Annotated in this window: 14 protein-coding genes; 9 read left to right on the top strand and 5 right to left on the bottom strand. The window is 50.0% G+C overall.

Features of this window, described 5'->3' with window-relative positions:
- Nucleotides 1-244: 244 nt before the first annotated feature.
- The 3 genes from ACJJIM_RS01565 to ACJJIM_RS01555 are packed head-to-tail and all read left to right on the top strand — an operon-like array spanning nt 245 to nt 4258.
- Nucleotides 245-772, top strand: a complete 528-nt coding sequence (locus ACJJIM_RS01565; protein WP_444912171.1) for a hypothetical protein — start codon at nt 245-247, stop codon at nt 770-772.
- A gap of 38 nt (nt 773-810) precedes the next feature.
- The gene (locus ACJJIM_RS01560) at nt 811-3324 is read left to right on the top strand and encodes a TcfC E-set like domain-containing protein (RefSeq protein WP_444912170.1); all 2514 of its coding nucleotides are present in this window, start codon (nt 811-813) and stop codon (nt 3322-3324) included.
- Nucleotides 3311-4258 carry a hypothetical protein gene (locus ACJJIM_RS01555; RefSeq protein WP_444912169.1) on the top strand — a complete coding sequence of 316 codons (948 nt, stop codon included), beginning with the start codon at nt 3311-3313 and terminating at the stop codon, nt 4256-4258. Before ACJJIM_RS01560 ends, ACJJIM_RS01555 begins: the two co-directional genes overlap by 14 nt.
- Nucleotides 4259-4319: 61 nt before the next feature.
- Here the strand turns inward: ACJJIM_RS01555 and ACJJIM_RS01550 are convergent, their stop codons facing one another.
- A complete protein-coding gene (locus ACJJIM_RS01550; protein WP_444912168.1) occupies nt 4320-5003 on the bottom strand; it encodes a fimbrial biogenesis chaperone in 684 nt (227 codons plus the stop codon).
- Between the two features lie 460 nt (nt 5004-5463).
- Here ACJJIM_RS01550 and ACJJIM_RS01545 point away from each other — a divergent pair, with 460 nt between their 5' ends.
- Nucleotides 5464-6156: a glycerophosphodiester phosphodiesterase family protein gene (locus ACJJIM_RS01545; RefSeq protein WP_413664492.1), complete on the top strand. Its 693-nt coding sequence runs from the start codon at nt 5464-5466 to the stop codon at nt 6154-6156.
- Complete coding sequence (locus ACJJIM_RS01540) at nt 6140-7348, top strand: glycerol-3-phosphate dehydrogenase/oxidase (RefSeq protein ID WP_444906338.1); 1209 nt, start codon at nt 6140-6142, stop codon at nt 7346-7348. Before ACJJIM_RS01545 ends, ACJJIM_RS01540 begins: the two co-directional genes overlap by 17 nt.
- 80 nt (nt 7349-7428) lie before the next feature.
- Here ACJJIM_RS01540 and ACJJIM_RS01535 read toward each other — a convergent pair whose 3' ends face one another.
- Genes ACJJIM_RS01535 through ACJJIM_RS01525 form a run of 3 tightly spaced genes read right to left on the bottom strand, consistent with a single transcriptional unit; the run spans nt 7429 to nt 9026 of the window.
- Entirely contained in the window at nt 7429-7650 is a 222-nt protein-coding gene (locus tag ACJJIM_RS01535; RefSeq protein ID WP_444912167.1) for a hypothetical protein, read from the bottom strand.
- 43 nt (nt 7651-7693) lie between these two features.
- Nucleotides 7694-8317, bottom strand: coding sequence for an isochorismatase family protein (locus ACJJIM_RS01530; RefSeq protein ID WP_444912166.1), 624 nt, complete (start codon nt 8315-8317; stop codon nt 7694-7696).
- A 16-nt stretch (nt 8318-8333) separates the two neighbouring features.
- Entirely contained in the window at nt 8334-9026 is a 693-nt protein-coding gene (locus ACJJIM_RS01525) for a pirin family protein (protein WP_444912165.1), read from the bottom strand.
- 111 nt (nt 9027-9137) lie between these two features.
- Here ACJJIM_RS01525 and ACJJIM_RS01520 point away from each other — a divergent pair, with 111 nt between their 5' ends.
- The 4 genes from ACJJIM_RS01520 to ACJJIM_RS01505 all read left to right on the top strand — a co-directional run bounded on the left by ACJJIM_RS01520 (nt 9138) and on the right by ACJJIM_RS01505 (nt 12607).
- The gene (locus ACJJIM_RS01520; RefSeq protein WP_444912164.1) at nt 9138-9308 is read left to right on the top strand and encodes a LysR family transcriptional regulator; all 171 of its coding nucleotides are present in this window, start codon (nt 9138-9140) and stop codon (nt 9306-9308) included.
- A gap of 842 nt (nt 9309-10150) precedes the next feature.
- Nucleotides 10151-11128, top strand: coding sequence for a tRNA dihydrouridine(20/20a) synthase DusA (dusA, locus tag ACJJIM_RS01515; RefSeq protein ID WP_444912163.1), 978 nt, complete (start codon nt 10151-10153; stop codon nt 11126-11128).
- A gap of 44 nt (nt 11129-11172) precedes the next feature.
- On the top strand, nt 11173-12168 hold the full coding sequence (tal, locus tag ACJJIM_RS01510; RefSeq protein ID WP_444912162.1) for a transaldolase: 996 nt from the start codon (nt 11173-11175) through the stop codon (nt 12166-12168).
- Entirely contained in the window at nt 12149-12607 is a 459-nt protein-coding gene (locus ACJJIM_RS01505; RefSeq protein ID WP_282934160.1) for a tellurite resistance TerB family protein, read from the top strand. Before tal ends, ACJJIM_RS01505 begins: the two co-directional genes overlap by 20 nt.
- A gap of 43 nt (nt 12608-12650) precedes the next feature.
- Here ACJJIM_RS01505 and ACJJIM_RS01500 read toward each other — a convergent pair whose 3' ends face one another.
- Nucleotides 12651-13169: an STAS domain-containing protein gene (locus ACJJIM_RS01500; RefSeq protein WP_282934161.1), complete on the bottom strand. Its 519-nt coding sequence runs from the start codon at nt 13167-13169 to the stop codon at nt 12651-12653.
- Nucleotides 13170-13318: the final 149 nt, after the last annotated feature.

Below are 13318 nucleotides of genomic sequence, written 5' to 3'. Positions count from 1 at the left end.
AAACCGCAGGATTATAGCGCTGGCCAGCCTCTTGGCACAGGCGGGGTTTTCTCCTCAATAAGAATATTTACGCGCCATAACTTCATTATTGTGAGCTAATGACGTGACATACATCACGAAAAAAGTATTATTGCGGCCATAAAGAAGGAATGGCTTGACTAACGTATTACCCCAAATTTTGCAGGGGTTTCCGCGAGCAGCTTCTCCCTAAGAACGATAAATTAATCGCTCAGGATGGCATACCATGCAAAAAAATGTAGTTCGCACACTGTTTTCTGCTATTGCAGCAGGTACCCTTTTCAGCATTTCTGCCGCTTCAATGGCCGCTACTGATAGTGCAAGCAGTGATATCACCCTCTCTTTCACACCCACTATTGAGATCACTCGTGTAGACAACCTCACGATTACCGATCCCACTTTGGGTACCGATGCCGTAGGCACCGAAGATTTCTGTGTGGGCGGCCTCGGGTTCTCCACCTACAGCATTACTTTCGACAGTAATGACACAGTAAATGACACTGAGTTCACCCTCACTGACGGCACCAACAATGTCCCTTACAGTGTTGGTTTTGATAACAGCACTTCCGGTACTTTTACAACTGTTACCGAAGGCGATGCGTTGACAGGCCAAACCCGGAATATCGCTTCCTGTGGCTCCAGCGATAATGCGCGCTTCCAAATCACTGTGGCCAACAGCGATTGGGAAACTGCAACTGTGCTAAATGGCACCACCTATACCGATACCCTGCTGATCACTGTCGCCTCCGAGTAACAGTAAAGAGTGGCTGGCCCTGCCAGCCATAGCTCAATATGGCAGGACGTCATCTGGGGCGCCTTGCGCTGGCTTTGTGTCTGGTGCAAGCCTCTTGCCCCGATGCCCTTGCAGCGACCGCAGCGACTTTCCTACTGGAAACCTCTGCTCCTGAAGGGTTTGATGATCTCACCGAACCCCAGCAACTCGTGGTGGATCTCTACTACGGTGGCCGGGAAATTGGTGCTGCGCAAGTCACAATAGATCCGCGCTTTGTTCGCTTTGACTCCCCGTCTGAGGTACTCGAACTGTTGCCCGAAGTTCGCGATACCGAGCGAATTCTCTCCATCCTCGAACGACCGCAAACAAGAAACAGTCACCATGTATGCCGCTCAAACCGGCAGATTGGCTGCGGCTACTTAATGCCCTCGGAGTTTGCCGTTATTTACGATGAGCAGCTCTACCGGCTGGATCTTTTTTTCTCACAAGATCTGTTACCGCAACAAGCGGCAATCAATGACCCCTATTTGCCGGAAGCGAGTTCTGACTTCTCTGTCGTACAAAACCTGAGCGGTTCCTGGAGTGGGGTTGAAAGTGATTGGGGCCCGGACAGCTATAGCGCTGCATTAAATGGCAACACCATAGTGAGCTTTGGTGAAAGCGCTCTGCATTCACAATGGTCAGTGGCCTCAGAGCAGGACAGCCGGATCCATAATCTATATTGGAGTCGGGATTTTCAGGGGCAAGCCTATTCGGCCGGCCTTTTACAACCCCAAGGGGGCTTTGGCTATTTCCGGCCTCAGGAAGCGATCTATGGCGTAGAGCTACGCACTTCCCAGCGCACCCGAACTGATATCAGTTATCAACAGGGAGCGCCAGTTGAAATTAATATGCCGGTGCGCGGTAGAGTCGAGGTATATCGGGATGAACGACTTATCCACACCGAACTACTGGAGGCCGGCAACCGCCTGTTAAATACCTCTACCCTACCCCACGGCGCCTACGATATTGAGGTGCGCACCTACGATGAAGCGGGGCGGGTATTAAGCCGGCATATCGAATTCTTTGCCAAGGATTCGCTACTGCCGGCCCCCGGCGAGTGGTTTTGGAGCTTGCAGGCAGGTTTGCCCACCCGCAGTTTTTGGGACGACACTCTGCCGGACCACTACGACGATGGAATTATTACGGCCTCTATCGCACGCCGTTTAACGACCGGATTGGGTCTTTTTGTTTCTGGCGCCGCAGCCGAGGAGCAGCAATTGTTGGAAGTCGGCGGTCGCTGGATTGGCGAAGGCGTTGAAGTCTCCCCAAGCTTGGTCACATCCGGTGATGGACGCAGCGGATACCGATTGCAGGCATTACTTAAAATGCCCTACGGGACTTTTAGTGCAGTAAAAACCGAGCTGGATGCCAATACAACGCCGTTCAATAACGATAAATATACATTGCTGCCGGGCAGCTATTCCCAAACAAGTCTGAGTCTGCGCACAGCAGTATTGGGCGGACAGCTATCCCTAAGATTCAGCGAGCGGGACCAAAACCAACTCCCCGGCAACATCGACAATGGCGATTCACTGAGCAGTGCCCAGAAGTTAAAAACCCTGGAGTTCCGCCACCCCATTTTTAAAAGCACCCATTGGCTCGGCAACGCCACTCTGTCCCACAGTGATGCAGACGGCGAGCAATACACCAGTCTGGAATTCCAGTTCCGAATGCGCTCCAAACACTGGCAACACACCGCTAATCTCTATAGCGACAACAGTGAACAAAGCACTAGCAGCGAGCGATTTGCACTGCAAAGCCGCTGGTATGACCGGGATTTATGGGCGGCTGAATTTGAACAGCAGCTTTCTATGGAAGCATCCCCTGAAGCCAATTACCTGGAGGCCCGTACGCATTTAGCGGGACATCACGGATATTTGAATACTGCAGTTGGGCTTTATGATGATGATGAAGGCCGTGCGATCAACTACCTCGGAGGATTCAGCACCAACCTGATTGCCACAAAAAATTCCCTCAATTGGGGCGGTGAGCAAAATCTCCAGAGCGCAGTTATCGTAAATATCGAAGGCAGTGAAGATAAAGATTTTGAAGTTTTGGTTAATGGCAGCCGCCGTGGATACGCCAAAGGCGGCACAACGTCAGTGATTAATTTACCGGCTTATCGCAGTTACGACCTTTCCCTCCGGCCCCTGGAAGAGGGCTTTTTCGATTACCGGGAAACCTCCGAAACCATTACCCTGTATCCGGGCAATGTGGGCGCCAGCAGCTACCAGATACTGCCACAAATCCTGGTACTGGGCCGATTAACCAGCCTTGGCCAGGGGCTGGCAAATACAGAAGTAATCATTGGCGAACACTCAGCGAAAACTGACCAATACGGCGTTTTCCAAATGGAATTCCACGGTGAACATAACACCATCCTAAATACAGAAGTTCGCTGGGGAAATTGTAAAGCCTCAATCGAGGCCACTTCATCGGGTGATAGCTGGCTCAACCTGGGAACCATAGAAGAGTCAGAGGCCAAATGCCAGACTGGGCAAATAGCAGAGGTAAGCCGTGTCCATAACTAAGAAGCTGCACAAACTTGGCCTGGTCTCTGCGCTGTTGATTCCGCTATTTAATATACCAGTACAAGCCCAGGTAAATTGCTCCAGCAATAACGATTTGCGAGTTTGTGGCTTGGAAGATTCACACACTATTGATTACGAATCGGAACCTAAAGAAATTCAGTTCACTACCCGAAGCCTGCTGGGAAGCTGGACCCTGCGCTACGATGTAGAAGTGAGCCCGCTCAGTGGATCTACTTTCGCACTATTTGCGGACAGTGGTGAACAGCTGGATATTGATATTTCATTTCGAGCCAATAACGGCACCACGGAAACGCTCAGTCCAGGAACTCAGTCCGCTACTTTTGCCGGCACCAGCGACGATGCAGATACTTATTTAGTGATCGAGCTGGACAGCAGCCAAATACCCTCTTCCAGCCGCTACTCCGCCAGCTTTGAGATGACACTGAATAATTATTTTATTATTTGGACTGCCGGCACCGAAACAGTTCAGTTTGACATTGTGCTGGACGTAGAGCCAAACATCGCCATTCGCAATCTGGGTGATATTGACCTCAGCAACAGTGGCACCCTGTTTGGACAGGCCATTGAGGGCAGTGAGGACTTTTGTGTTGGCGGTATAGGATTTAGCGGTTACACAGTAAACCTGTCCAGCGCCAATGGCAGCACCGGGGGATCAGGCAGCAGTGCCTATGAATTGGGGGGAAACAGTGAACAAATCCCCTACAGCGTAGCCTTCTCAGACAATCTGGCTGCAACTTCAGGCATCTCCCCAGATAGCCTTGGCGATATCTCCGGCAGCTTTAGCCGAACTTCGGATGAAAACTGCCTTTCTGATAATGCGCGAATTTATATTTCCATTGCGCCCTCAGACTGGGAAAACGCGGGCGAACCTCTCTACACCGATGTACTCACAGTAACGGTGAGCAGCCAATGAGCTAAATACAAAATAATCCTTTAATCCGCCCAGCCTGCTATAGGCAAGCAACCAATTCTAATTAGCCACTAAGAGGAAAACGAACCCGCTCACTCTGCTGCCCTCGCAGTAAAACTTCCAGCTCACCGCCAACGGGTTTACCCGTTACTTCGATACTGGTGCCAGCGTATAACCGACCGGTGGCCTCAAGTTTTTCACACTTCTCTTCAGTCACACAATGACGTACTTCCACGACTTCTACATTAATATTGCCACTATTCGTGAGTCGGTAATTATCCCCTTCAGCCACTAAATCAATTTTATAAGCTCCGCCTTTTGGCTGCACAAATACCAATGCTTGATAAGCTACAAGGATTTTTAGTGCCGTTTTGTCACTCTTGATATCACCTACAACCGGTTTAAAAGTCACCCGGTAGACTTTTTCCTCTTCAAGATCTCTATCTAAGGCCATTAAGCGAAAGCGCTTTCTCTCTCCGGGGGCCAAGACAGCTCTTGCGGGGCTGACAAGGAGTTTAAATTCATCGGGATTTATCACCCTGACTCGACTCTCATTATCATGGCCGGGGTTATCCACACGGAATATTTCAGTTTGGATATATAGCGTCTCATTATCTGGGTTGCTGACGAGAACATCATCCCGGGCGCTGGGAGTATCTTCCAGGTAAAGGACAATTTTATCCACAGACATAGCTGCCATTACTGGCTGGACGACAAAGAATAGCAGTGAAAGCAGTACTTTTTTCATAAAGAGCGGGTACTTTTAGAACTTCTTATAGTAAGCGCAATATCGGGCTGTTTTATCCACAAGTCAAATCGGAACCTAATGAGCCCCCCTTAAATCAACATCACCAGTCCCGTTAGTAAATAAGAGGCAATACTGAATTGCCGTACACCGCCTGAAAAGTAAAACACTGCCAACGTAATAGATCATCCTGACGGGACATACCGCTAGCTCACTCAGTGGCGCGCTATCCATATGGGCAGTATGCAATCGATTCAGCATCATCACTTTGTAAAAACCCCAGCCCTCCATTGATAGCCCTCTGGTCCCATATTTCCTCCCCGTGAACCTTGCAACAGCGGTGGCACCGTCTATTTTTCCTGTATGACCCGGCTCCAGCCAGGGTCCGGTTCATCTCTGGGCAAAGGCCAAATTACGCCCAATTCCAGACGACAATAACACCCGCTTTTCGGACCAGATTCACATGTTAATTGCTCATCGCGGCGACAAGACCCGCCAACCAGAGAATACGATTGCCGCTTTCGAGGCGGCCCATAATCTGGGGGCCTGCGCTATTCAGTGCGATATCCGCTTCAGCGCCGACGGCACCCCCTGGTGCTTCCACGAGGATAGCCTGCACATCCCCGGCAATGACCAGTCCCAGGTCTTCCACTCCCTTAGGGACTCACAGTTACACCACCAGTCGATCAATCGCTTTATCGAGCTGGTGGACTGGGCCAGCTGCCATCGCCACCTGGATTGGTTTATCGGTATCTCACCTGCCAATATCGCCGCCACTGGATTTGTCACCGCCGTTAAAAAGTTAATGGAGCTGATGCGCAGTGAGAATGAGTCATTCGCTCTACTCACCGCAGACTGCCGCAGCCTCAGAGCCGCCCGCAATATGGGCTGGCATCGGGTTGCCCTTGAGATCAATAGTGTCTCCCGGTGCCTATCTGCCGACATTGTTACTTTGGCGCCAGAATATCTACTAATTCGCGACAGCCAGGTTGAATGTGACGAATTGCCCCCAGGCCCCTGGCAATGGGTTGTCTATGAAATCAACTCAACAGAAGAGGCAGTACTCTGGCGCAAGCGCGGTGCTCACCATATTCTCACCGGCAACTTGCCGCTGCTGATGCGCTCCCGGGAAGCGAGTGATGTCTACGGATTTTGATGTCCTGGTAGTCGGCGCAGGTATACAGGGAGCAGGAGCCGCTGAGGTTCTGGCCACAAATCACTATTCCGTGGTGATACTCGAACAGCTGGGTATCGCCGCCGCCACTTCCTCTCGCTCCTCCAAACTTATTCACGGCGGCTTGCGTTACCTGGAGAGCGGCCAGTTCCGTTTGGTCTACGAGTGCCTGCGGGAGAGAAAGTGGCTACTGGATAACAAGCCTGAACTCGTGAGAATGGTCCCTTTTTATATCCCTATCTACCAGCACAGCAGGAGACCGGCCTGGCTGGTCCGCTTGGGGTTGAGCCTCTACAGCCTGTTGTCGGGAATAAACAACAGCGATTCCCGCTTTCGAAAAGTCCCTAAATCCCAATGGGACAGCTTGCCGGGCCTGAATCGGGAAGGCCTGAAGGCTGTATTTCGCTACTACGATGCACAAACCGACGATGCCGCTTTAACCCGTGACGTTGTGGCTTCGGCAGTCGCTCAAGGGGCTCAAATAATTTGCCCTGGCAGTTTGGTAGGCGCAGAAGTCACCCGCGACCATGTCCGGATTGATTATGTAGCAAACGGCAAGCTCAACACCCTGCGCACCCGTGCACTGGTCAATTGCAGTGGCCCCTGGGTAGCCAATACCAATGCTCGCTGTACGCCCCCAGTAGATATTCCACCTATCGACTTGGTTGCAGGCACCCATATCTTGTTGCCTCTATCACTGGGCGACAAAATCTACTACGTCGAAGCTGATGACGGGCGCGCAATTTTTGTAATGCCCTGGCAAGACAAAACCCTGGTAGGGACCACAGAGCGGCCCTATTTCGGCGATCCTCGCGACGTAACACCGACTCTCGAGGAAGAGAGCTATCTCTTACAGGCCGTACAGAAATATTTTGCGCAAGCCCGAGGGCTGAACGGCGAGGACATTTGTGAGAGTTATGCGGGGCTGCGAGTACTTCCTGAAATGGAGAAGAGCCCCTTCGCGCGATCCCGGGAATCCATTATTTGCTGCGATGACGATAAGAAGCCACGGATGTTGGCCGTAGCAGGCGGCAAATTGACCAGCTACCGCGCTACTGCCCGCAAGATACTGAAAAAACTGGAGCCCACCCTCCAGGCTGGTCGATCGATTGCCACAAAAAATACCCCGACCAAAACAGAAGATAGTTCCTCCGAAAGAGAGCGAAATATTTAAATACATTTTGAATGTGCAGTTTAATTTTCCAATCTCAAGTCACTTTAATATCAACCCAAAATAGTCATCTGACAAATAAATTATCTCTTCACCTTTTTACCGTAAATATGCCCAACCAAATAGAAAGCGAACGGTATAATCAAATAGCTAATAATCGGTGCTATAATCGCCACAGCAGCAATTACTTGTAACAATTTATGTTCTGGCAAAATTAGGGCTAAGCTGTCGGGAATAAAATAAACCAAAGGAATCAAGGATAAAAATGTAATTAATGTAGCAAAATGCTTATTGTGATGAATCATAGATATACTCCCGCCCTCCCGTAAAAATGAGAGGGGCTTTGAATTACTTTTGGTTTGCTGCAGTAAGGTAGCTGTTGTATACCCATCGATAGGTCGTGTGTTGAGCTAATATGCCCCCAAGTTCCGTGCCGTGATCACTTCGCCAATCATCCATCATCTCAGCCAACACGGATGACCAAGTAGCAACTTTAACGCCCGCCTGCGTCATACGATGCATAGCAGCTTGTGTCACTGTACTATTCCAAGTACCAGAAGCATCCACTACGGCATATACATCATACCCTTCGGCTACAGCAGAGATAGCGGGAAACATCAAGCAGACATCCGTAACGATGCCAGCCATAATTATTTTTTTACGCCCGGTTGCCTCAATAGCTCGCTTAAACTCCGGACTTTTCCACGCGTTTATCTCACCTTCACGCTCAATTATTTCACTGCCCAAGATGGTTGTTATCTCTGGCATAATAGGACCATTAGGGCCTTCAGGCATACTCGCGGTAACAACAGTGGGTAAACCTACTGCTTTCGCAAGATTTGCCAATCCCTTTATGTTCTCCGTCATCAGATGCGGATCCAGATCCCGACAACTCACCAGTAGTCCCGTTTGATGATCAATTAATGCCAACACAGAATTGTCTTTAGTTAAGGTCTCTGAAAACTTATTCACGGTGCTACCTACCTATTTAATGTTTTAACTTTCTAATAACAATTGCACTTGTATTGACATCTGCAATTAACTTACCGCAACAACTCCTAATTAAATCTCCATCCTTCACGTTTTCTTTTTGCCCAGCTTCAGAAAAGACTCCCCAGCCTTTAGTTAGGTAAACCAGAATTTCGCCATTAAATGAAATTTGCTCAGCTGCATTTAAATTGGCGATCTCGATAATCGTACTGTTATCAAAGGTCACTGTTTGATCATCGCGGCCCCCATAAACCCGGGTGACCTTATTTTGGCTGGGCATGTAATACTTGTAGCCTGCGGCTTGACCAGAGACAGTTGGTAAGACCCATAACTGGATCATTCGATTTTTTTTACTATCCGGGTTCACCTCGTTGTGTGTAAACCCCTGGCCTCCAGCTCGCTGGACTTGCACTCCTCCTTTATCTAAACCTTTGCCATGCTCTAAAGAGCCCTCATGTTGTATTCGTCCATCCACCATGACCGAAATCACATCTATCTCACGGTGGGGGTGCATGCCTGTTTCGCCTTTCGGATTGAAGCGGGCATCGGCCAGATATACAAAATTATCGAGCCCTTCAGAGGTATGTGGATGTTTGTGCGGACCGAATACCTGGCTATCCGTGACCAACCTGTGCTCGGTAAGCCCAGCAAAACCGCCAAGCGGTAGTAAGTCACGTTTGAGGATTTTCATGATGTGCCTCCAAAATATGTAAGCGATGGAGGTATCTTAGGTACAACTTATTGTTTGATATATACCAAAATTAAAATATGACTATCTCACTTTCAACAACAATAGATTTCTATGAGCCAAGATCTCAAAGATATGATGGTGCTTTTAGCCGTAGTGGAAACAGGTAGCTTTATCCAAGCCTCAAATCGCCAGGCTATACCAAAAGCCAACTTAAGTAAGAAAATCACCCACCTGGAGGGTCAGCTATCAGTCAGGCTCTCAAACCTTAAAGGAAGTAGGTAGGAAGTATTTAAATCACTGTCTGCGTATTGAAGAAGAGATGATACTGACCGAAGGGGAAGTGTCTGAAATCCTGCAGGTTCATTACCGACCCAGCTCACCTTAAAAGATGAAACTCCTACGAAAATTAAAGGTTAGGAGAATCATCGAAAGTTATTTAATTAGCGTCCTGGTAAGATCCTTCCCATAATTTCGCAGTATGAAATAGGTGCTCGAGAAAATATAAGTCTAAGTTTTTCGGATGACTTCTAAATTATTAATCGAGGCACTGTTGCCAATCTATTACAAAGTTAGAGCATGGAAAGAAAGGTCATTTATACACCACACCCATAAAATAGAATCAAGATTACTTAAATCTGTGCGTTTATTGGGGCTCTACCTGAGATATTTAAACAAAGAAAACTATGTAATATCTGGCCGCAAGAATAGCGGACGAAAAAATGTTATCTCTAAGCGATTAAACTTCTGTCTTTCCACTACGGAAAGCTAAGTTAAAAAAGAAGCTGCTATTTAATAACGCCATACAGGGTCCATGCTCTCAATAAACTGCTGGCAAGATAATACTCTGACCTTACCCCAGTTACTCACCACTTAGGCGAGCCTAGTAGCGCTAAGTATTCACCAAAAGAGGCCCCGGTTCTGGAGCTTCACTACCAGCCCAGCAAGCATACGTTGCCCAGCGGGACAGCTGTCAGCCCCATGCAACCGATACGACTGTTGAGCACAATAAATGCTCAAGAGGTCAAAATACCCTCATCCAGATACATTTCCACATGGGGTCTACGTTTTACATCCCATATAATGGCGGGCTACTCTGTTTTTATTAGTCTGTTACACCGTAGTTTATGTCCGATTTTAGCCCCCATCGCTTTTGTACCGCTCCGCTGCTTGATTGGAGCGACCGCCATTGCCGCTATATGTGGCGCCTATTGAGCAAGCATGCACGCCTGTATTCGGAAATGGTGACCACCGGGGCAATACTGCATGGTGACCAACAGCGACATTTGCAATTTGATGCAGCTGAACAACCTGTCGCCCTGCAGTTGGGGGGCAATGACCCTCAAGAACTGGCTGAATGCGCCCGTATCGCCGAGGAGTGGGGCTATAGCGAAATCAATCTTAACTGTGGCTGCCCCAGTGACCGAGTCCAGTCCGGGCGTTTTGGCGCCTGCCTTATGGCGGAACCGGATGTGGTAGCCGCAGGACTCACTGCCATGCGGGAAGCGGTATCTATTCCGGTTACCGTCAAGCACCGTATCGGCATCGACGATATGGAAGACTACCCAGGCCTGACCCGCTTCGTGGAGGCCCAGGCCAATGCCGGTGTGGATACCTTTATCGTCCATGCGCGCAAAGCGTGGCTAAAAGGGCTAAGCCCCAAGGAAAACCGCGAAATTCCTCCGCTCAATTACGACATGGTTTACCAGTTGAAGAAAGATTACCCCCAACTGCAAATTGTTATTAACGGGGGGATCAATTCAATTGAGGAATGCCAGCAACATTTAAGCCACGTGGATGGTGTTATGCTGGGGCGCGCGGCTTACCAAACCCCGACAATCCTGGCCCAGGTGGACAGCCAATTATTTGGCGGTGAGACCGGCCCGGATGCCATCCAGGTGGTAGAGCAGATGCTGCCCTATATCGAGCAGGAAATGCAGCGCGGACAGCGCTTGAATCATATCACCCGGCATATGCTCGGGTTATTCCAGGGGCTTCCTGGTGCTCGGCGCTTCCGCCGCCATTTGAGCGAATATGCCCACAAGCCGGGGGCGGGTCCCGAGGTGCTTGAACAGGCATTGGCCCAGGTCACCCAAGCCGCTTAGACCGCTTTCAATATGTAGACCAGTGAATAATTAAGGGAGGAACCATGAACAAGTTGGAGCAACTCAAACAGCGCAGCCAGGTTGTAGCAGATACAGGAGATATTGAAGCAATTCGCCGATATTGTCCTCAAGATGCCACAACCAATCCCTCCCTACTGTTTAAGGCCGCCCAGCTCCCTCAGTACGACAACCATATCGCCGAAGCACTTCAGTGGGCCGAAAGCCACCAGGGTGGCTCGAACGCGGAAAATATTGCGCGCCTGGCCGCCATCAAACTGGCTGTCAGCATCGGCACGGAAATCTTGCAGTTGGTGCCCGGAGTGGTGTCCACCGAGGTCGATGCTCGCCTCTCCTTTGATACCCGCGCTACTATTGATTACGCACGCCACCTGATCGCCCTGTACGAACGCGCAGGTATTGCCAAAGAGCGGGTATTGATCAAGATCGCGTCGACCTGGGAAGGCATTGCTGCCGCATCAGTACTGGAGCGCGAGGGAATCCACTGCAACCTGACCTTGTTGTTCAGTCAATCCCAGGCGATTGCCTGTGCCGAAGCCGGGGTAACTCTGATCTCCCCCTTCGTCGGTCGAATCCTCGATTGGCATATCGCCAACAGCGGCCGCGAGTCATTCCCTGCGGAAGAGGACCCGGGCGTAATCTCGGTGCGCAATATCTATGAGTACTACAAGTCCCGAGACTACAAAACCATTGTGATGGGCGCCAGCTTCCGCAATACCGGGGAGATCGAGGCCCTGGCTGGTTGCGATCGACTGACAATCAGCCCTCAGCTACTACAGGCCCTGGAGGACAGTGAGGCACCTCTCGCTGCTGGCCTGCCACCGGTATCCGCAACCAAATCCCGGCCGACACAGGATCTGGCTGAAGCCGAATTCCGCTTTCAATTGAATAGCGATGCCATGGCCACTGAAAAGCTTGCCGATGGCATCCGGAACTTCGTGAAGGATCAGGAGCGTTTAGAGCTATTGTTACAGAACCGAGTAAAGGGACAGCAGGAAATTCATGCTGCAACAAATCCGTAAACTGTTTGAGCAGATAGGAAATAGCGTTGATGTTGAAGCACGTGATGAAAAAGACGTGCGGATGATCAGCGCTGCGCTGTTAGTCGAGGTCGCCACTGTCGATCAAAAGCTCGATGAGTGTGAGCGTGAAACGCTCACACAACTCCTATGCCAGCACTACTCTCTCGACCAGACTAGTGCCACAGAAATAGTCAGTGAAGCTATTGGCCAACGGGACAGAGCCACATCCCTGTTCGAGTTCACCCAGGCGGTGAATGAACAGTTCAGCGAGAGAGATAAATACCTGCTGATTTTGCAGATGTGGCAGGTAGCTTTTTCAGATGATGTTATCGAGGCTTTCGAGGAGCACCTGATTCGCAGGGTGGCAGAGCTAATTTATCTGCCACACGGACTCTTCACCAAGGCACGCGCCGAAGCGAGGGATATGAAGCGTTGCTAAGAAAGGGAGATTTCCAGGACTCGGGATTAGGAGAGAATAAGCGCTAGTGATAATGCGCCGAAGATTTGGCAACCGGGGAACATTCTCGCTCCAGGGTATGTACCAAGTCGCGAAAAGTCTCGGCGTTTTGCTCGTTCATGCTCATCAATACCCGGTGAGCTTCCAGCACCTTTTCCCGCGCAGCACACTCGTCGGGGCTATTACATACCAAAGGCGTGGTGGGTACGCTCATATCGTGAACCGTATCGCTGATTTCAACCAACGAATCAAAGCCCATAGCGTCCAATAGATGGCGGATACCTTTACCCGCAGAGAATACCAGCGGCTTATCACAGCCCCGCTCCAAAGCGCGAATAGCAATCTTCGCCATCAGGCCGAGGGTCGTACTATCGACACCTTCTGCACCACCGAGATCAAATGCCACTCCGGCAAAATCACCCCGTGCAAACATGTTGTCGATAAAGCTATCAAATGAGGTACAAAGGTTGAGACGAACATCACCTACTAACTTGATGACGTAGATGCCCTGGTGGGCCCCAACCATAATTTGCCCGGACTGCATAACAACCCCTGGCTCACCCGAATACACCTTTTGATAGAAGTGCAGGCGGATGGCAAAAGTTCACTGGTAGAGAACACAATAGCATTTGACGTTTTTGGCGCCTAGTGCAATTTTGTGCATAAAGTGGGCGGAGCTTACTCCTGACTATG

The organism is Microbulbifer maximicatervae (SeqCode) (genome assembly GCF_052467615.1).
This window is presented reverse-complemented; position numbering and strand designations above follow the sequence as displayed.

Excerpts from the sequence above, each read along its gene's own strand:
- ACJJIM_RS01565 (WP_444912171.1), top strand. The coding sequence starts at position 245 with ATGCAAAAAAATGTAGTTCGCACACTGTTTTCTGCTATTGCAGCAGGT.
- ACJJIM_RS01560 (WP_444912170.1), top strand. The coding sequence starts at position 811 with ATGGCAGGACGTCATCTGGGGCGCCTTGCGCTGGCTTTGTGTCTGGTG.
- ACJJIM_RS01550 (WP_444912168.1), bottom strand. The coding sequence starts at position 5,003 with ATGAAAAAAGTACTGCTTTCACTGCTATTCTTTGTCGTCCAGCCAGTA.
- ACJJIM_RS01545 (WP_413664492.1), top strand. The coding sequence starts at position 5,464 with ATGTTAATTGCTCATCGCGGCGACAAGACCCGCCAACCAGAGAATACG.
- ACJJIM_RS01540 (WP_444906338.1), top strand. The coding sequence starts at position 6,140 with ATGTCTACGGATTTTGATGTCCTGGTAGTCGGCGCAGGTATACAGGGA.
- ACJJIM_RS01535 (WP_444912167.1), bottom strand. The coding sequence starts at position 7,650 with ATGATTCATCACAATAAGCATTTTGCTACATTAATTACATTTTTATCC.
- ACJJIM_RS01525 (WP_444912165.1), bottom strand. The coding sequence starts at position 9,026 with ATGAAAATCCTCAAACGTGACTTACTACCGCTTGGCGGTTTTGCTGGG.
- ACJJIM_RS01520 (WP_444912164.1), top strand. The coding sequence starts at position 9,138 with ATGAGCCAAGATCTCAAAGATATGATGGTGCTTTTAGCCGTAGTGGAA.
- dusA (WP_444912163.1), top strand. The coding sequence starts at position 10,151 with ATGTCCGATTTTAGCCCCCATCGCTTTTGTACCGCTCCGCTGCTTGAT.
- tal (WP_444912162.1), top strand. The coding sequence starts at position 11,173 with ATGAACAAGTTGGAGCAACTCAAACAGCGCAGCCAGGTTGTAGCAGAT.
- ACJJIM_RS01505 (WP_282934160.1), top strand. The coding sequence starts at position 12,149 with ATGCTGCAACAAATCCGTAAACTGTTTGAGCAGATAGGAAATAGCGTT.
- ACJJIM_RS01500 (WP_282934161.1), bottom strand. The coding sequence starts at position 13,169 with ATGCAGTCCGGGCAAATTATGGTTGGGGCCCACCAGGGCATCTACGTC.